This window comes from Peptoniphilus indolicus ATCC 29427 (assembly GCF_000227315.1).
Lineage (GTDB): Bacteria > Bacillota > Clostridia > Tissierellales > Peptoniphilaceae > Peptoniphilus > Peptoniphilus indolicus.
Map to the genome: position 1 here is coordinate 987,891 of NZ_JH165061.1, position 18,420 is coordinate 1,006,310.

Here is an 18,420-nt window from a genome sequence, read left to right on the forward strand (position 1 = left end):
AATATAAAAAAGGAAAAGATTTATAAAATAAAGGAGAAAATTATGGAAAAGAAATTAAATGTTTTATTGTCAGATCTGATCGTATTTTATCACAAGTTACAAAACTTTCATTGGTATGTTTCAGGACTTAACTTCTTCCAAGTTCATGGACAACTAGAAGAAATGTACAATGGAATTTTACCTCAAATAGATAGTATTGGAGAATTAATTCTGATGATAAATGGAAAACCGGTATCAAACATGAAACAATTTTTGGAAAATGCTGAAATAGAAGAATCGGAAGGAGAATTCCAAAATGATGTTAAAAAGATATTTGAAGTATTAAAGGAAGATTACAAACATCTATTGAATAAAGCTGAAGAGATTAAAGCTGATGCAGATGATAAAAATGATTATTTAGTTTCTGCTAATATGGATGAACTTATTGGAAGTTATAGCAAAGTAATTTGGATGATTTCACAAGCAAGTAAATAATGAGGATAAGAGCTAAAGATATTAAATTGTCTTTAGCTTTTTTATTTGTTGTCTTTAGTTAATTGGAATATAAAATAATGCACTTGAAAAAATGTAATAAAATCTCAAAGATAATATAAAAAACTATTATATGGATGTCTAAATAGTCAAGAAAAATAAATTTTGAAGAAAACTAAGGTAGTGACTTTAGACTATAACTAGGAAAACTTTGGATTATAACTATCTATCAAATCATATCTTTAATAAGAAGCTGCGAATGTATGTTAGAATAATTAGTAAGATGTAGATTGTAAACAGAAGGAGTTGAGCTTTATGTATGGTGCAATTTTGGGAGATATAATAGGCTCTCCTTATGAATTTGATAGAGGAGAAAAGACAAAAGATTTTGTTTTGTTTAATAGAGAGTCTAAATTCACTGATGATACGGTAATGACTTTGGCAGTTGGGGAAGCTTTAATGAATTTAAAAATCAATACCGAATTGAAAGATGTAGAAATTGAAGTTGCAAAGTCCATGCAAACTTGGGGTAGAGAGTATCCAAATAAAAGTTATGGACTGTCTTTTAGAGAATGGATATTTGAAATTGATCCTAAGCCATATAACAGTTTTGGAAATGGTTCGGCAATGAGAGTTTCTTCTGTTGGTTGGTTATATGATTCGCTTGAAAGAACTAGAGAAATAGCTAAGGCTACAGCGGCAGTAACACATAATCATCCTGAGGGGATAAAGGGAGCTGAGGCAATAGCTTCTGCAATTTATCTAGCTAGGAATGGAGCTACTAAAGAAGAAATAAAAGGTTATATCGAAAGTGAATTTGCGTACGATTTGAATAGGACGATAGACGAGATAAGGCCAACTTACCAGAGGTATGAAATTTGTCAAAAGACAGTTCCTGAAGCAATAATTTCTTTTTTAGAGGGGATTGATTTTGAAGATACTATTAGAAATGCTGTGTCATTGGGTGGGGATACAGACACAGTAGCAGCTATAAGCGGCAGTATTGCAGAGGCTTTTTTTGGGATTCCTGACGAGTTAATTGTAAAATGCAATAAGTACATAGATGGAAAAATGCTGAGCGTGTTAGAAAAGTTCTACGGTATTTTGAGCTGAAAAGTGTTAGATGAATTAGGGGATTAAATCTGAAAAAGTTAATGTTAAATAAAATAATGGGAAGCATAACATTTAAAAAATTAATATTTTACTGGGTGATTATGGTAATACTATTTAATTTACTAAATGATTTTACAATTAGAAGTTCATTTTTAAATTGTTTGATATTTGCTTCAATAGGGATATTTTTGTTGTTTTATCCGGTGTATACTTTTGAGATGAAACAAAAGTATGGGCTTGAAAAGAGTAAAAAATATATAAGAATAATTGCAATTATAGAAATAATTTTAGCTTTTTTATTAAACTATTCTCTTTAAAATAACAGACTGTTTAATTGTATAGAGAATAAATTTGTAAAAAGTATTAATTATTCTTGCAAATATAAAATTTATTGTTATTCTATTACTTAGAGATGGTATTTTTTTAACTATACTCATGACACAAACTTATAAAACTGAACAATCAAGCTTATATTTTTAATAAGACTTTAAATATTGTAAATACATGACTTTGTCATTTATTTTTTCATGCGATGAATTGATATTTGAGTGTTAGTCATTTTTTTATTTTATGGGTTGAATGTCGTGCTGTCTCTAATAAAATTTAGAGGAGAAAATATGAAAGTAGTAAAAACAGTAGCAGAAGTAAGAGAGATTGTAAATCCCATAAAATTACAAGGGAAGAAAATAGGATTAGTTCCAACAATGGGATTTTTACATGATGGGCATATGAGTTTAATTAAAAGAGCCAGAGAAGATAATGATTTTGTAATGGTATCTATATTTTTAAACCCAACTCAATTTGGTCCTAATGAAGATTTAGATAATTATCCAAAAGATTTGGAAAGTGACCTTAGCAAGTGTGAGGCACAAGGAGTTGATTTAGTTTTTACTCCTGATGTTGATGATATGTATGACAACTTAAAAACTTATGTAAAAGTTGAAGAACTTACAAATCAATTGTGTGGGATGTCTAGACCGATACATTTCCAAGGAGTTTGTACAGTAGTGTCTAAACTATTTAACATAAGCAAAGCTGACAGAGGATATTTTGGACAAAAAGATGCTCAACAATTGGCCGTTTTGAGAAAAATGGTTAAAGATTTAAATTTTGATATAGAACTTATAGGATGTCCAATAGTTAGAGAAGCTGACGGTTTGGCAATGTCTTCAAGAAATAAATATTTAAATGAACAAGAGAGAAAAGACGCTCTTTGTCTTTATAAATCAATACAAAAGGCAAAGGAAATAATAGGAAAGGGAGTTGCTTCAAAAGATATAATATCTGCGATGACAGAAGTTATAAATGAAGTACCTTATGCAAAAATAGACTATATACAAGTTGTAGATTCTGAATTTTTACAACCCGTAGAAACGGTAGAAGGGGATGTATTGGTTGCTCTTGCTGTTGATATGGGAAGTGCAAGACTAATAGATAACTTCACTTACGAGGTGTAAAATGGCAAAATTTAATAAATTTTCAAGTTTTGTAGTTAATAAAATTATCTTCATAATAGTGATTTTATCTACAATAGCATTTTTTTATCCATCGGGATTTGCGTGGATGACAAAATACACTGCAATTTTCTTAGGGGTAGCAATGTTTGGAATGGGTACTACAATTGATTTTTTTAGTATGAAATCTATAGTTGTTAAGCCAAAAGAAATAATAATAGGTGTTATAGCACAATTTATATTTATGCCATTAATAGCATGGGGATTGTGTATAATGTTGAATTTGCCAAGCGATATAGCATTGGGTGTGATTTTAGTCGGATGTTGCCCGGGTGGTACGGCAAGTAATGTAATGACACACATAGCTGGTGGAGATGTAGCTCTTTCAGTTACAATGACAACTGTTTCAACTCTCCTTGCACCATTCTTGACACCGGTTTTAGTATACCTATTGGCAGGAGCGTGGATAAATGTTTCGCTATATGCTATGTTTATAACTGTTATTAAAGTAATTTTGATACCGGTTTTATTGGGGATATTTGTAAAAAATATAGCTGGAGAAAAAATGGAATATGTAACTCCTGTATTGCCGCTTGTTTCATCAATTTCAATAATTCTTATAATATCAGGAATAATTGCAATTAATTCAGATAAAATAGTTGAAAGCGTAATGCTAGTTACAATGGTTGTATTTATACACAATGTATTGGGGCTTTTGATGGGAATGGGAATTTCTAAGCTATTTGGAGTGGAATACAAAAAAGCTACAGCAGTTGCGATTGAAGTTGGAATGCAAAACAGTGGTTTAGCTGTGTCATTAGCTACAGCAAACTTTGCAATGAATCCATTGGCAACTTTGCCGGGAGCAATTTTTAGTGTAATGCACAATTTAACAGGCTCTGTATTCGCAAATATCAGAAGAAGTGGAAGTAAAAATATAGAAAATAATATGAAAGCTGAGTTAGAGAGTATTTAAAAGTTTTCATAATATTTAGAGAGGTTTAATATGAGATTGTGGCATGAGGATCTAATAAGTAAATTACCAAGGCAACAACTCTTAGGTCAACACAGAGAATGTTGTGCGCTAAGAGGAAATGGATGGGGCAAAAGACATTCCACAGTTGACTATGTATTTACTCACTCTCCTTATAAATTGTATAAGTACCACTCTCTTGTTATGCAAGAGATGAAAAACAGAGGATATAAACCGAATTTAAAATGGGAAAATCATTTGTATAGAGGAGAAAAATGTAGAGCGTACGATACACTCGAGCATGAAAAAATCTCAAAGCCAATATATTCTGAACACGACGATAAATATTTAGAAGAGTGTTTAAATAATTTAGCCGAAAAAGGAATTAAAATAGAATATAAATAAATTTTCAATAATCCTGAGTTATGTAACTTGGGGTTATTTTTTATTATTAAAATAAAAAATTTAGGAAATAAATAATTTAATATAAATTCAAAAAAACTATTGCAAATATATTAAAAAAAAATGTTTAATATATTATGATATTTTTTTGAGGAGGTAGTTAATTGAAGAAAAGGTTAAAAGTTTTAATGAGTGTGCTATTTTGCATTCTCGTTGTTGTAGGTTGTGGGCAGAAAGGTAATTCTGTGGATTCAAAGTATTCAGAAATTCAAGAAAAAGATTTTAAAAATTACTTGGAAAAAGTAGATACTGAATATGCACATAAGATTGCACTTGACTTGGGAGAGTTCAAACAAAATCAAGAACTAGGGTATAGAACAGCGGGAAGTTCTGCTGAATATGAAGCTGGAAAATACTTAGAAAAAGAAATGAAAAACATAGGCCTTACTGAAGTAAGTGCTGATGAGATAAGAGTAGATAAGTGGGAATTTGAAAAAGCTAATCTTATTTTTAAAGATAAAAGTGGAAATGAAGTTAAATCAGTTTTAGGTGGATATCAGATAAATTTTGACACTAAGGGTGAAAAGGAATTTGATATAGTTTATGCCGGCAAGGGCACTAAAGATGATTATGAAAATATAGACGTAACTGGTAAATTGGTACTCTTAGATATAAATCAAAGAGAAGAATGGTGGGTAAATTATCCTACGCTACAAGCTCATTTTAAGGGTGCGGTGGCAGTGATTGTTGCCCAAGATGGTGGATATTCTGAAGTAGATGATAAAGCTTTAAACGCTCAAGATATTTGTGGGCCAGATTATGCTCCGGTATTTTCAATATCAAAAGCTGACAGGAATGTGTTAAAAGAGGCCATTGATAATGGGAATACAAAAGTAAAGTTAGATGCAAAATCTAAAGTTGATTTTGACCAAAAGACTTATAATTACATTGGGAAAATAGAGGGTAAGGATAAAGATAATGTAATAGTTTATTCTGCACACTATGATGCTTATTTCAGTGGTCTGCAAGACAACAGTATGGCTGTTGGACTTATGATGTCAATAGCTAAGGCAATGGTTGAATCAGGATATCAACCTGACAAGACAATTGTATTTGCTGCATTGTCTGCTGAAGAGTGGGGAGTATCAAACACAAGATATGATTGGAGTACTGGAGCTTACAGACAGATAAACGAAGCCAGACCTGAGTGGATAGGAAATGCTCTTTTAGATATAAATTTTGAGTTGCCGGCTTATGAGCATGAAACTCACGATGAAATAAGAGCGATATATGAATTGAAAAATTATCTAACTGATTTTTCTAAATTAGTTCCAAAAGTAGATGGTGTGTATAAGGATGGCATAGAAGTTGTTGCTCCGCTTAGAACGTGGTCTGATGATTTTTCTTTTGCAACTTCTGGAATTCCTGCGCTTAGAAATGATTTTCAAGACAGTGAATTTATGAAGACTCATTACCATACTCAAATGGACGACAAAGAAACTTACAATGAGAAAGCTTTAAAATTCCACCAAAATTTATATGGGTTACTTGGAATTTATTACGATAAGACAGCAGTTGTGCCACTTGATTTTTCAAATAGAATGGAAGCTTTAAAAGAATCTATAAATGCTGAAATGAATAAATCAGAGGGAACGGAATATAAAGAGTTAATTGCTGAGAGTGATAGAGCAATTTCAAATGCCAAAGAAGTAATGAAGAAAGTTGAAAAATTAAATCAAGACTATAAAAATGCCTTGGTAAATAATGAGCCAACAGATGGAATCTTAAAAGCGTCGAAGGAATTAAATTCTAAATTGCTTGAGACTTTTAAATATGCTGAAAGTAATTTGGTGAGACTTACTTGGGAAGATGAGCCTATCTTTGCGCATCAAAATCCTCAAACTAACATAGAAGCCTTGTCAAATTCGAAAGGTTTGATAGAAAAAGGTGATGTTACAAAAGCTTTAGATGAGGAATTATATAAAGTTGACAACAATTGGTACGCATATAGTTTTGACAAAGATGTTTTTGAATATTTTACTAACTATGTAATCAATGCAGAAAAAGGAAAACTTATGTGGGGCGCTGGCAAAGTTGTTTCGCATAGAGATTTGTATGATTTAATAAATTCTTTACAAGAAAAAGGCGATGGAAAAGAGTACAGTGCTGAACTTGAAATAATTTCTAAATCTATAAAAGAAGAGCAAGAAATTTTAAAACAAACTGTAGCTGAAGAATTAAAATCTGTGAAAGAAATTAACAATTTGTTGGAATCAATTAAGTAATACTTATTTGATTGGAAAATTATAAATAAAGAGATAAAAGTATGAAGAAAATAAAAGTTGTCGCGGCAGTCATAAGAGCTGAAAATAAATTTTTTATAGCTAAGAGAGGCTATGGAGAATTCAAAGGATTTTGGGAATTTCCCGGTGGCAAAGTTGAAGCTTTAGAGAGCGATGAAGAAGCTTTAAAAAGAGAGATTAGAGAAGAATTAGAAATTGAAGTCGAAGTTTGTGAAATGCTGTGTAAAATAGAACACAACTATGAAAATTTTTCTGTCGATTTGTCTGTATATATGGCAAGAATTTTAAAAGGTAACATAATTTTAAAAGAGCATATGGATTCAAGCTGGATTACCATAGATGAAATTGACAAATTTGAATTTTTAGCTGGAAATGTCAAAGTCATTGAAGAGTTAAAATCAAAATTTATAGTTTGAAATTTAGGTTTATAATTAATTTTTTGGATAAATATATTTAAAAGCTAAACTTTTTGTGGGGGTGTATAATTTGGATAAGTTAAATAAGTTAGAAATACTTAAAGTTATATTGGAAGATGTTGAAGAAGAATTAACGGATGAAGAAATTCTTCATCTAATATTGGATAGGACAGTATTTAAAGATTTAGCGTCTAAAAAGAAATATACACTTGGTCAAAAAGCAGCTGATAAATTAGCTAAGTTTGCGGGAAGTTGGACTTTTATAATATTATTTACTGTGGCTCTTGCGGCTTGGATTATGATAAATAATAAATTAGGAAATAAAGCTTTTGACCCGTTTCCTTTTATATTATTAAATTTAATCCTTTCTTGTACGGCAGCTATACAAGCTCCGTTGATTATGATGAGTCAAAATAGACAAGAAGAAAAAGATAGGCAAAGAGCAGAAAATGATTATAAAGTCAATTTAAAGACAGAAATAATTATACAAGATATTCACAGAAAATTAGATATTTTGTTAGAAGAAAAAGATAAACAAAGTGAATAAAAAATATTATTTGGTAGCAATATCTAGCTACTGTTTAAAAAGTATTGTTTGCATTAATCACAAATATAGCGTAAAATTGATTAAAGGAAAGAATTTGGCAGTCGAGTTCAGCTCGATTGCCTTTTTCAGTTTAAGAATCAGAAAGGAAAAATTATTGAAATTTAATGAATTATCTCTTTCAGCAGAGATTTTAAAAGCTGTTGAGGAAATGGGATTTGAAGAAGCAAGTCCTATTCAAGCACAAAGTATAACACCACTCTTAGAAGGTAGAGACCTTATAGGACAAGCTCAAACAGGTACGGGAAAGACTGCCTCTTTTGGTATACCTATGATAGAAATTGTAGAACCTGAAAATTATGTACAAGGTTTAGTCTTATGTCCTACAAGAGAACTTACAATTCAAGTTGCAAATGAAATAACAAAATTAGCTAAATATAAAAAAGGGATTCACGTTGTTCCAATTTATGGGGGAACAAATTTTGATAGACAAAGAGTTGCATTAAAAAATGATGCTCAAATAGTTGTTGGAACTCCGGGACGTATAATGGACCATTTACGAAGAAGAACATTAAAACTCGGCGATTTAAAGATTGCAGTTTTAGATGAAGCGGATGAAATGTTTGATATGGGCTTTAGAGATGATATGAAGACCATATTCGACCAAACGAATAGAGAAAAACAAACTTGTTTCTTCTCAGCGACAATGGGAAAAGAAATAACAGAATTTTCAAAAATATATCAAAATGACCCTGAGGTTATAAAAGTAAAACACAAAGAGCTTACAGTTGAAAATATAACACAATATTATCTTGAAATGTCAGAAGTAATGAAGACAGAAATTTTAAGCCGTATAGTGGATATTTACAATCCTAAACTTTCTATAGTGTTCTGTAATACAAAGAGAAAAGTTGATAAATTGGTTGAAGACCTTTTATCACGTGGCTACAGAGCAGATGGACTTCATGGAGATTTGAAACAAAATCAAAGAGACCAAGTTATGAAGAAGTTCAGACAATCTAACATAGAAATCTTAGTTGCAACAGATGTTGCTGCAAGAGGTATTGATGTTGGAAATGTTGATGTAGTAATAAACTTCGATATACCACAAGATGAAGAGTACTATGTACACAGAATAGGTCGTACGGCTAGAGCCGGTAGAAAAGGAAAGGCATTTTCTTTTGTTGTAGGAAGAGATATCTACAAACTACAAGATATAATGCGTTACACAAAAGCTCAAATGGAATATATGGAACTTCCTACAATTTCAGATATGGATGCAAGACAATTTGACAGATTGATAGAGATTGTTGAAGAAAAAATGGAAAGAAAACCAGATATTTCTAAGTACCTACCTATAATTGATGGACTATTAGCCAGAGAATATGGAGCGGTTGAAATTGCAGCACTACTTCTTAAAATGGTAGATGAGCAAGAAAACCAAAGAAATCATCAAAGACTTGACCAAGTTGACTACGGTAAAAAATATAAGTGGTCAGGAAAAGGCGGTTCCAAAAAAGGTAAAGGCTTTAATAACTACAACAGAAACAATAACAACAAAAATAGAAATAAGAATGGCAAGAAATCTAATAACTATAAAGATTTCAAAAAAGGCAACAAAAAAAGATATTCAAATTAATTTAGAAACTGTGTGATGAGCACAGTTTTTTTGGTACAAAATAAAAAAATTTGTTATACTAGTAAAAATAAATTTAGGGGTGAAATATGAATATAAGAAGAGTTAATTTAGATGACACAAAAGACTTACTTGCAATATATAGTCCTTACGTTATAGATACATCCATAAGTTTTGAATATGAACCACCAACAGAAGCTGAATTTAGAGACAGAATAGAGAGCATATCTACCAAATATCCTTACATAGTTGCGGAAGTTGATGGAGAGATAGTTGGATATGCATATGCAAATGTATTTAAGAGCAGAGCGGCTTATGACAAATCTGTTGAAACTTCGATTTATTTGAGAAAGGGAAATAGAAGAAACGGAATAGGTAGAAAACTATATGATAAACTAGAAGAACTTTTGATAGAACAGGGAATAGTGAATATGTGTGCTTGTATAACTACAGCAGATGAAAAAGATTCAAAGAGTGATGGAGCAAGTATTGAATTTCATAAGAAAATGGGATTTGAATTTGTTGGAGAGTTTAAACACATAGGATATAAGTTTGGTAAATGGTATGGAGTTGTATGGGCTCAAAAGACTATTGGAGAAATTAGATAAAACTATTTTTTAGGGTATAAATTAACTACACTATAATGTGCAGGAGGATAAAATGCTTAAAAAAATCTTTTTGGGTTTAGGATTAGTTTTGGTGATTATAGTTGTTTTTTGTGTAAATGCTTTTAGACCCACTCCAGAATTTATGAGAAATAATACGGTTGATGGTGTAAAGGTGGATGTGAGACTTAGCACTGATAAGAGAATACCAATAGTAAAGACATTTACACAAGAGGAATTTTCAAAGAAGGATGAAGCTGATTTTGAAAAATTAAATGATTTTCTAAACGGCAGAATTGAAGGCGATATTCCAACGATTCACTTGGAAGAAGATAAAAACATCTATCTTTTATTTAATAAGGATGGGAAAGTCATAGAACCGGATGAAACTCCTAAGATAACTATTGTATCTAAACCGTCTTATTTAGATGTTCAAGATGGCGAGAGAGTAATAGAAGGGAAACTGAAAAAACTTGACAGTGGATACGTCTATGAAATGAATAGATACAGAACTCAATTTGAAAAATATTTTATGGAGTCAAATCTTTTAACCGTGAACTTTGCCATAGATGGAGAAGCATTTGTAACATCTTTTTATGCAATTACTAACAATGCCATTGAAGGAACAGATTTTTTTGAAAATGAAACATTAGCAGAACCAATACCTGCAGAAATTTAAAGGAGAAGAATATGTGGTTTTTTAAATCCGTTCCCTCTGCAACATGGGACGAGATAGAAGATGATGGGATTATAGTTGATGTAAGAGAACCTTATGAGTTTAAAGCTGGACACGCACCTAAGGCGAAGAATGTACCTCTTTCTCAAATTCAAAATTTTGAATCAAAAAAGAAAATTTATTTAGTTTGTGCAAGTGGAGCGAGAAGTAAAAGAGCAGCAATTTATTTACAGAAAAAAGGAATGGACGCTGTGAACATAAAGGGTGGAATGATGACCTATAGAGGCTAGAAAGTGTATCAAAAGATGCACTTTTTATTTTTTATAAATAGTTGGTGGCTGTGTATAATTTTAATAATATTAAAAATAATTTTTAAATAGAGAGTTGAAAAATGACAAAGGGATTAGTTTACGTAGCAGATGATGAAAAAGATATAAGAGAATTGATAAAGAGTTTTTTGGAAGAAGCAGGACATACTGTGAAGATTTTTGAAAATGGAGATTTATTATTTGAAGAATTTAAGAATCAAGAACCGGATTTGATAATATTTGATGTTATGATGCGAGGGACTGACGGATTTGCAGTGACAAATAAAATAAGAGAGATATCAGAAATTCCAATTTTATTATTAACCGCAAGAGATACAGACATGGATTACATAACAGGTTTTACAGCGGGGTGCGATGATTATTTTACAAAACCATTTTCGTTGGTAAAGCTTATGATGAGAGTAAATGCTATTTTAAAACGTGAAAACAAGACAAAAAAAGAGTCTGATGAACTTGTTTTTGGAGATATAACTCTATTTCCGTCGTTAAAAAAGTGTGAGATAAATGAGGCAGAAATAAATTTAACCAAGACGGAATACAGTCTTCTTAGTTATTTAATAGAGAGAAAAGATTTGGCAGTATCAAGAGAAGAACTGTTAAATGAAGTTTGGGGTTACAGTGTGTCAGTTGAAACGAGAGTAACTGATGATACAATCAAAAGGCTTAGAAAAAAATTAAAAGATAGTGGCAGTGAAGTTCAAATAGAAACTGTTTGGGGATATGGATTCAGGTTAAAATTAAAGGATTAAATTATGAATAAGAGAAAAAAACTTTCAAATAGTCTTTTGATAATTCCTCCAATAAGTATTTTGTCAGTTTTTATTTTTGTAACTATAATATTTCATGTAATTATGAAGGGATATATAACAGAGATAACGGCAGACTCCATAAATGAAGAATTTGTTTTAAGGTATGTAAATGAGCCTGAGATGACAGAATATTCATTGGAAACCTACAACAGAATATTTTTTCCAGTACACACAATCATAGTGCAACCTCAGAAAGACCCAAATAAGTATATAGGAGATTGGTACACGGATAGAGAAAAGATAGAGTCAGAAGCAATCTTAAGAGAATTATCGAAAAAAGATGAATTAAAAGACGGACAAACTTCTGTAACTGTTGGAGACCAATCATATATATTTGAGAGGAGAATGTACACCGGAGAGTTTGATGGATATTTTATATTTGCAGCTGGAAAGGAAAAAGAGCCATATGAAATAATAGTGTATATAAACACAACTTCTGTGCAGAGCATAGTGAAGTTGATGGATAAATTTATAGTTGTGCTGTTTACAATTTTTGCAGGACTAAGTGTTTTGTTAATTTCTCTACATCTAAGACGAATAAATATTTCTTTTAGAAATTTGAATAAGTATTTGTTGAAAGTCGGTCAGAGGGAAAAGGATATAGAAAAGGCAGATGTACTGTATGAAGAATTTGAAAGTGTTGTAGATACGATAGACAATATGTCAAATTTGATAGATAAATCAGAAAATTTACAAAAGAGCTTTTTTCAAAATGCCTCACATGAATTGAGAACTCCACTTATGTCAATTCAAGGGTATACAGAGGGTATAATGCATGGAGTGATAGATAAAGAAAAAGGGCTTGGTGTAATTTATAAACAGAGCAAGAAAATGTCCCGATTGGTCGATGATATTTTATATTTATCAAAATTTGAGACAAAAGAATTGGACGAGAGAGAAGTTGATATTTCAGATGTAATTTACGAGTCTTCAAATAACATTTCTGTTGGCAACAACAAAGATATAAGTTTTAAAATAGATTTAGATGATGATTTAAAGATTATCGGAGATGAAGAACTTATCGAAAAAGTATTTGATAATATAATTTCAAATGCCTATAGATATGCCAAGACTACTATTAAAATAAGTGGATTTAAATCTGAAAATATGATAAAAATAGACATAGTTGATGACGGAAATGGAATAGAGCCTACTGAAATAGAGCATATTTTTGAGAGATTTTATAAGGGGAAAGAGGGAAATTTCGGGATAGGGCTATCTATTGTAAAAGACATAATGAAGAAATACGGTGGTGTAAATGTCAGTTCAATGATTGGAGAAACTAAATTTACATTGTAATTTAGAATATAGAAATAATTTGCCACAGTTTTGCCACAAATAAACTAATAATTCATTCAAAGTTGAGGGGATTTCTCCTAAACATATTTTGTAGAATAATGACAGATAGAAAAACAAACTATCTAAAAAATAAAAATAAAGATGAATTTAAGGAGTGAATTATATGAAAAAACTAGGTACATTATTATTAACAGAGGTAGTATTTGGAAGAACAATATTGACAGGCATGATGCCAGTAAATGCATCATCACAAAACAAAGATAGCAAAGAAACTACAGAATGTGCTTGTGTTTTTGAAGACGGACAAAAAGAAAAAAGTTTTATAGATTGTATAAAGAGTTCAAAAAATATTACAGAAGCAGAAAAGCAACAATTGCTTAAAACAGAGGCAGAACTTGCACCAACTTGGAAGAAGATTGATGACTTAGAAGCACAAGTGGATATCATCTATGAAAAAATTATGAATCCTATCTATGAAAAGTATGACAAAATATACGGCTCAAACGAAAAACTATGGGAAAAATTCTATGAAGGAATAGATGACGAAGCTATGTCAGAAGATACAATAGCTGAAATTGAAAAAGCTAAGAATTTAACAGCCGGAGAAAAAGCTACTCTAAAGGCAGAACAGGAGAAGATTAACACTTTAGATTCAGAATGGGATAAGCTAAGTGAAAAAGCTGAAGCAGAGACCAAAGAATTGTCAGTTGAATTAGACAAACTATATTCTGTAGTAGAAAAAGCTAACGAAAAAAATCAAAAGATATTAGATAAGTTATTTCCTGAAATAACACCGATAGACGAAGAATTTAATAGATAAAGTTTAAAAGGCAGCTGGAAACAGTTGTCTTTTTGTTAAGTAAGATTTGGTAGCAGTGGGTAAAAGTATAGTATTAAAAGGGAGGAATAATTTTATGAAAAATATATATTTAGCAGGCGGATGTTTTTGGGGCCTTGAAGATTATTTCAGCAGAATTGAAGGAGTAATAGATGTAGTGTCAGGTTATGCGAATGGAAGTGTTGAAACTACAAACTATCAACTTATAAAGACAACAGGTCATGCAGAGACAATACACATCACTTATGATGAATCAAAAATATCTTTAAGAGAAATTTTGCTTTATTATTTCAGAGTTATAGATCCAACTTCAATGAATAAACAGGGAAATGATGTTGGAACGCAATACAGAACTGGAATTTACTATACAGATGATTCAGAATTAGAAGTCATTAAAAAAGTATTTGATGAAAAACAAAAGAACTATGCTGAAAAAATAGTAGTGGAAGTAGAGCCATTGAAACACTTTGTGTTAGCTGAAGAATATCATCAAGACTATTTACAAAAAAATCCAACAGGATATTGCCATATAAACGTCTTAAAAGCTTATGAGCCATTAGTTGATTCTGAAAAATATGTAAAGCCAAGTGAAGAAGAAATTAGAAACAAACTTTCAGAAGAACAATATCAAGTCACACAAAACAGCGCAACAGAAAGACCGTTTGAAAATGAATATTGGAACTCTAAAGAAGAAGGACTTTATGTTGATGTAGTCACTGGAGAACCACTTTTTGCTTCAAAAGATAAATTTGATTCAGGTTGTGGATGGCCAAGTTTCACAAGGCCAATTGCTCCTGAAACTGTAAAATATAATCAAGACAATAGCCACAATATGAATAGAATAGAAGTTAAAAGTAACTCAGGAGAATCCCACTTAGGTCATGTTTTTGAAGATGGTCCGGCAGAAAAGGGCGGACTTAGATATTGCATAAACAGTGCGTCAATTAAATTCATTCCAAAAGAAGATTTAGAAAAAGAAGGATATGGATATTTAAAAGAGTACATTAAGTAGCAATGAATACGTTCAAAAGAATAGAGATAAATTTACTAGAAAAATTTGGAGTAAGTGAAAAAAGTTTTGAAAAGTTAGATAATTTTGAAAAAAGAAAAATAGTTACAAAAATTTTTTTAATAGAAGAATTAGAGGAAATAAAGAATAATAAAAGACAATTAAGTGAACTTATTAAGTTTCATGCTAGAAATAAATATTTATATTTTTGTTATGATATAAATAAAAAAGACGAACTTGGAAGGATAATTGCAAACAGTAAAAGTAAAAACTTAGAAAAAGTATTTGAAGATTATAAAAAAGTACTACTTGAAATTTTAGATGAGCCGATAACAAAAGGTAGAGCAGTAAATGCATATTTTCATATTTTTGGATATTTTAGAAGTGATTTATCAGAAGATGAAAAGGCAGATTATTTTAGAATTATCAATGAATTTGAAAAAACAAATATCAGTGATTTTGAAATCAGAAATAAATTGTTTGAGTTTTCAAAAAATATAAAAAAGAATATATTTCAAACCAGTTCATATTAAAAAAATTTTGGTGGGAATAAAAAGTCGTGTATTTAGCTTGGATTTAAACTAATTACACAACTTTTAATTTACTTATAAAAATTATCTAAATAAGAAATGTGCGAAAGGTGCAGCTAAAAGTATAGACAGAGCAACTCTTTCAAACCAAATTATAAAATAATCTCTCATTTTTAAAGGTATTTCTGTACTCAACATTGAAGGGATTGAACCACTGAAGAATAAAATTTCAGAAACACAAGTCACTCCAACTACAAATTTTGTTACCATAGCAGATTCAGTCATAGGCATTGCAGGTAAGAACATTTCAGCAATACTCATTGAAAGAGATTTTGCAGCCAATCCAGCATCAGGAAGACGTGTAATATACGTAAATGGATAGAAAATATATCCTACAATATCAAATACAGGAGTGTATTTAGCTATGATAAGACCTATAGAACCTACAGCCATAAGAGATGGAGCCATTGCAAAAGCAAGTTTTATACCGTCGACAAAATTTTTCTTAGTGTTTTCAACCACACCAGGAGCTGAAGAAGCAACTTCAACAGCAAGGTCTGTCGCAACCGCCAACTTATTTTGTTTAATATCTTTTTCAACGTCTCCTTCAATGCCATCATAATATTCATCAGGTTTTTTAGAAAGTGGATAAATTCTTGCAGTGATTGCTGTTACCAAGAAAGTAACTATTACTGTAACTAAAAAGTATTGAGTCCAATGAGTTTCCATAAAACCAAGAGTCTTAGCTACTATAATCATAAATGTAGCGGAAACTGTAGAAAAACCTGTTGCAATAATACAAGATTCTTTAGCAGTGTATTTGCCTTCTTTATATACTCCATTAGTTATTAAAAGGGCAAGAGAATATGAGCCAACAAAAGATGCAACGGCATCTATTGCAGAACGACCGGGAGTTTTAAATATAGGCATCATTACAGGTCGCATAAATACACCGACAAATTCCATCAAACCGTAAGAAATTATAAAAGCTAAGAATACAGACCCAATTGGAATTATAGTAGTTACCGGAACTACAACCTTATTAAATACAAATGGAATCATACTGTCTTCCAATAGACCTTGAGGTCCAACATTAAACACAGCCATTATTACAAATGGAATAGCTAGTAAATTTATAAATGTAAATGCAGTTTTGATTTTACTGCTTTTCCAAGTTCGCTTTACAAATGGATATATAACTCCAAATATAACTATTATTAATCCATAAACTGCTTTATAATAAGGTATGCTTTGAATTAATGTAACTATATGGTCAAGAGGAATCGAACTTTTACCGTTAAATGTAATAGGTACAAAAAACATGAAAATTCCAAAAAGACTATACAGTATAAATTTTGATAGCGCACTACTTCTACTGTTTTTCATAAAAACCTCCTTTTTATATATTATAACACGATAAAGATTTTACGGTGACTAATTAGCTAAGTAAACGATGATTGAAATATTTAAAAATCAAAAAAGAAATGTAATTAGATTTGACTTTGTGTAGACAGTATAGGAGTTAAAAGGGGGTATATAATGTGTTGTTATATGGGGAAATATAGTGTAAGATTTACTGACGGAGGTATCTATGAATTCTGAAAAAATGGCTAACCAACCTATACCTGAGTTGGTTTTAAAAATATCAATACCTATAATGATATCAATGCTTATACAAGCTCTATATAATATAGTCGATTCAAAATTTGTATCTATGATAGATGAAAAAGCATTCACGGCAGTTTCAATTGCATTTCCAATACAAAATTTGATGATAAGTTTGGCAATAGGAGCAGCAGTTGGCTCGAATTCACTTTTGTCGAGAAGCTTGGGTGAAAAGAATAAAAAACTTACAAGCAAGATTGCATTTAACAGTTTATTTTTGTGTGTAGTGCACAGTATTATATTTTTAGTTTTTGGACTTGCATTCTCTAAACAGTATTTTGAATCTCAGACTACAGACCCAACTATAATAAAGTATGGAGTAGACTATATAACTATAATTACAGGAGTTTCAATCTTTGTATTTTTGCAAATCATGACTGAAAGACTTTTGCAAGCTACGGGTAAAACTCTCTTTACAATGTTATCTCAAGGGATAGGTGCAATTGTAAATATAATTTTGGACCCTATATTGATATTTGGTCTTTTCTCTTTACCGTCAATGGGAGTAAAGGGAGCGGCAATAGCAACTGTAATAGGTCAAGCAGTGGGCGCCATAATAGCGATATTATTTAATCATTCATATAATAAGGAAGTTGAATTTAACGTCTCAAAACCGGATTTTGAAACTATAAAAAAAATATATGATGTTGGTTTACCAAGCTTTGCGTTGATGTCTATAACTTCTGTGGCAGTATACTTTTTGAATAAAATCTTAAATCAATTTTCTGACTCAGCAGTTGCAATTTTAGGGGCGTATTTTAAATTACAAAGTTTTATATTTATGCCATTATTTGGTCTCACAAACGGAATGGTTTCAACTTTGGCATATAATTATGGAGCTGCAAATAAAGAAAGATGTATGGAAATAATAAAGTTCTGTATGAAGGGTGGAATAATAATTTGCACGATAGGATTTTTAATATTCCAAATATTCCCAGCTCAATTAATATCTTTCTTCAATCCATCACAAGAAATGTATGAACAAGGGATACCGGCGCTTAGGATAATTTCTACTTGCTTTATATTGGCAGCATATAACATAGTTGCAGGTTCGACTTTTCAAGCGCTTGGAAATGGAATGATATCTTTTTGTTCATCATTGGTAAGACAAATTGTGGCATTAGTTCCAGCGGCTTATCTGTTGTCTTTTTTGGAAAAGATAGAATATGTTTGGGGATCATATCTGATAGCAGAGATAGTAAATTTTATATATTCAAGATATTTTATAAAAAATTATACGTATAAAAAAATTAACGAAAGAGTAGTTACGATAAAAGGCTAAATATTGATTTTACAAACTTTTTATTGTATTATAGAGACAATTAAAAAGAAAATTAGGGAGGCATGA

General features: G+C 30.9%; 20 protein-coding genes. 19 read left to right on the plus strand and 1 reads right to left on the minus strand.

The annotated features are described in order from the left end of the window. Positions 1-42: 42 nt before the first annotated feature. The 18 genes from HMPREF9129_RS04445 (at position 43) to HMPREF9129_RS04530 (ending at position 15,410) form a co-directional block, all read left to right on the plus strand. Positions 43-474: a Dps family protein gene (locus HMPREF9129_RS04445; protein WP_040552307.1), complete on the plus strand. Its 432-nt coding sequence runs from the start codon at positions 43-45 to the stop codon at positions 472-474. Between the two features lie 312 nt (positions 475-786). Then, on the plus strand, positions 787-1,584 hold the full coding sequence (locus HMPREF9129_RS04450) for an ADP-ribosylglycohydrolase family protein (RefSeq protein ID WP_004820780.1): 798 nt from the start codon (positions 787-789) through the stop codon (positions 1,582-1,584). Positions 1,585-1,625: 41 nt separating this feature from the next. Continuing rightward, complete coding sequence (locus HMPREF9129_RS04455; protein ID WP_004820782.1) at positions 1,626-1,901, plus strand: hypothetical protein; 276 nt, start codon at positions 1,626-1,628, stop codon at positions 1,899-1,901. A 300-nt stretch (positions 1,902-2,201) separates the two neighbouring features. After that, positions 2,202-3,041 (plus strand): pantoate--beta-alanine ligase, encoded by an 840-nt coding sequence (gene panC / locus HMPREF9129_RS04460; RefSeq protein WP_040552309.1) that lies wholly within the window; start codon positions 2,202-2,204, stop codon positions 3,039-3,041. A gap of 1 nt (position 3,042) precedes the next feature. Next, positions 3,043-4,014, plus strand: a complete 972-nt coding sequence (locus HMPREF9129_RS04465; RefSeq protein ID WP_004820788.1) for a bile acid:sodium symporter family protein — start codon at positions 3,043-3,045, stop codon at positions 4,012-4,014. Positions 4,015-4,044: 30 nt separating this feature from the next. Then, the gene (locus tag HMPREF9129_RS04470) at positions 4,045-4,416 is read left to right on the plus strand and encodes a TIGR02328 family protein (protein WP_004820791.1); all 372 of its coding nucleotides are present in this window, start codon (positions 4,045-4,047) and stop codon (positions 4,414-4,416) included. A gap of 161 nt (positions 4,417-4,577) precedes the next feature. After that, entirely contained in the window at positions 4,578-6,698 is a 2,121-nt protein-coding gene (locus HMPREF9129_RS04475; RefSeq protein WP_115312135.1) for a M28 family peptidase, read from the plus strand. Positions 6,699-6,739: 41 nt separating this feature from the next. Further along, positions 6,740-7,132 (plus strand): (deoxy)nucleoside triphosphate pyrophosphohydrolase, encoded by a 393-nt coding sequence (locus tag HMPREF9129_RS04480; protein ID WP_004820794.1) that lies wholly within the window; start codon positions 6,740-6,742, stop codon positions 7,130-7,132. A gap of 61 nt (positions 7,133-7,193) precedes the next feature. Next, on the plus strand, positions 7,194-7,679 hold the full coding sequence (locus HMPREF9129_RS04485; RefSeq protein ID WP_370882801.1) for a DUF1003 domain-containing protein: 486 nt from the start codon (positions 7,194-7,196) through the stop codon (positions 7,677-7,679). A gap of 154 nt (positions 7,680-7,833) precedes the next feature. After that, positions 7,834-9,315 carry a DEAD/DEAH box helicase gene (locus tag HMPREF9129_RS04490; protein WP_245946067.1) on the plus strand — a complete coding sequence of 494 codons (1,482 nt, stop codon included), beginning with the start codon at positions 7,834-7,836 and terminating at the stop codon, positions 9,313-9,315. Between the two features lie 86 nt (positions 9,316-9,401). Next, entirely contained in the window at positions 9,402-9,920 is a 519-nt protein-coding gene (locus HMPREF9129_RS04495) for a GNAT family N-acetyltransferase (protein ID WP_004820800.1), read from the plus strand. Between the two features lie 52 nt (positions 9,921-9,972). Continuing rightward, complete coding sequence (locus tag HMPREF9129_RS04500; protein WP_040552314.1) at positions 9,973-10,596, plus strand: hypothetical protein; 624 nt, start codon at positions 9,973-9,975, stop codon at positions 10,594-10,596. 11 nt (positions 10,597-10,607) lie between these two features. Further along, positions 10,608-10,883, plus strand: coding sequence for a rhodanese-like domain-containing protein (locus tag HMPREF9129_RS04505; protein ID WP_004820803.1), 276 nt, complete (start codon positions 10,608-10,610; stop codon positions 10,881-10,883). 101 nt (positions 10,884-10,984) lie between these two features. Next, on the plus strand, positions 10,985-11,671 hold the full coding sequence (locus HMPREF9129_RS04510; RefSeq protein WP_004820805.1) for a response regulator transcription factor: 687 nt from the start codon (positions 10,985-10,987) through the stop codon (positions 11,669-11,671). 3 nt (positions 11,672-11,674) lie between these two features. Next, positions 11,675-13,030 (plus strand): sensor histidine kinase, encoded by a 1,356-nt coding sequence (locus HMPREF9129_RS04515; RefSeq protein ID WP_004820807.1) that lies wholly within the window; start codon positions 11,675-11,677, stop codon positions 13,028-13,030. 163 nt (positions 13,031-13,193) lie between these two features. Then, on the plus strand, positions 13,194-13,850 hold the full coding sequence (locus tag HMPREF9129_RS04520; protein WP_004820808.1) for a hypothetical protein: 657 nt from the start codon (positions 13,194-13,196) through the stop codon (positions 13,848-13,850). A gap of 94 nt (positions 13,851-13,944) precedes the next feature. Continuing rightward, entirely contained in the window at positions 13,945-14,880 is a 936-nt protein-coding gene (gene msrB / locus HMPREF9129_RS04525) for a peptide-methionine (R)-S-oxide reductase MsrB (protein ID WP_040552316.1), read from the plus strand. A gap of 2 nt (positions 14,881-14,882) precedes the next feature. Continuing rightward, entirely contained in the window at positions 14,883-15,410 is a 528-nt protein-coding gene (locus tag HMPREF9129_RS04530; RefSeq protein ID WP_004820812.1) for a DUF1722 domain-containing protein, read from the plus strand. Between the two features lie 81 nt (positions 15,411-15,491). Here the strand turns inward: HMPREF9129_RS04530 and HMPREF9129_RS04535 are convergent, their stop codons facing one another. Continuing rightward, positions 15,492-16,793 (minus strand): YjiH family protein, encoded by a 1,302-nt coding sequence (locus HMPREF9129_RS04535; protein WP_004820813.1) that lies wholly within the window; start codon positions 16,791-16,793, stop codon positions 15,492-15,494. 205 nt (positions 16,794-16,998) lie between these two features. On the opposite strand from HMPREF9129_RS04535, the gene HMPREF9129_RS04540 reads away from it, so the two are divergent. Beyond that, positions 16,999-18,354, plus strand: coding sequence for an MATE family efflux transporter (locus tag HMPREF9129_RS04540; RefSeq protein WP_004820815.1), 1,356 nt, complete (start codon positions 16,999-17,001; stop codon positions 18,352-18,354). Positions 18,355-18,420 lie beyond the last annotated feature (66 nt).

Bases quoted from the DNA above. Each gene is read 5' to 3' on its own strand.
- HMPREF9129_RS04450 (WP_004820780.1), top strand. From the start codon at position 787: ATGTATGGTGCAATTTTGGGAGATATAATAGGCTCTCCTTATGAATTT.
- HMPREF9129_RS04510 (WP_004820805.1), top strand. From the start codon at position 10,985: ATGACAAAGGGATTAGTTTACGTAGCAGATGATGAAAAAGATATAAGA.
- HMPREF9129_RS04445 (WP_040552307.1), top strand. From the start codon at position 43: ATGGAAAAGAAATTAAATGTTTTATTGTCAGATCTGATCGTATTTTAT.
- HMPREF9129_RS04500 (WP_040552314.1), top strand. From the start codon at position 9,973: ATGCTTAAAAAAATCTTTTTGGGTTTAGGATTAGTTTTGGTGATTATA.
- HMPREF9129_RS04480 (WP_004820794.1), top strand. From the start codon at position 6,740: ATGAAGAAAATAAAAGTTGTCGCGGCAGTCATAAGAGCTGAAAATAAA.
- HMPREF9129_RS04495 (WP_004820800.1), top strand. From the start codon at position 9,402: ATGAATATAAGAAGAGTTAATTTAGATGACACAAAAGACTTACTTGCA.
- HMPREF9129_RS04455 (WP_004820782.1), top strand. From the start codon at position 1,626: ATGTTAAATAAAATAATGGGAAGCATAACATTTAAAAAATTAATATTT.
- HMPREF9129_RS04535 (WP_004820813.1), bottom strand. From the start codon at position 16,793: ATGAAAAACAGTAGAAGTAGTGCGCTATCAAAATTTATACTGTATAGT.
- HMPREF9129_RS04540 (WP_004820815.1), top strand. From the start codon at position 16,999: ATGAATTCTGAAAAAATGGCTAACCAACCTATACCTGAGTTGGTTTTA.
- HMPREF9129_RS04505 (WP_004820803.1), top strand. From the start codon at position 10,608: ATGTGGTTTTTTAAATCCGTTCCCTCTGCAACATGGGACGAGATAGAA.
- HMPREF9129_RS04515 (WP_004820807.1), top strand. From the start codon at position 11,675: ATGAATAAGAGAAAAAAACTTTCAAATAGTCTTTTGATAATTCCTCCA.
- HMPREF9129_RS04530 (WP_004820812.1), top strand. From the start codon at position 14,883: ATGAATACGTTCAAAAGAATAGAGATAAATTTACTAGAAAAATTTGGA.
- HMPREF9129_RS04470 (WP_004820791.1), top strand. From the start codon at position 4,045: ATGAGATTGTGGCATGAGGATCTAATAAGTAAATTACCAAGGCAACAA.
- msrB (WP_040552316.1), top strand. From the start codon at position 13,945: ATGAAAAATATATATTTAGCAGGCGGATGTTTTTGGGGCCTTGAAGAT.
- HMPREF9129_RS04465 (WP_004820788.1), top strand. From the start codon at position 3,043: ATGGCAAAATTTAATAAATTTTCAAGTTTTGTAGTTAATAAAATTATC.
- panC (WP_040552309.1), top strand. From the start codon at position 2,202: ATGAAAGTAGTAAAAACAGTAGCAGAAGTAAGAGAGATTGTAAATCCC.
- HMPREF9129_RS04520 (WP_004820808.1), top strand. From the start codon at position 13,194: ATGAAAAAACTAGGTACATTATTATTAACAGAGGTAGTATTTGGAAGA.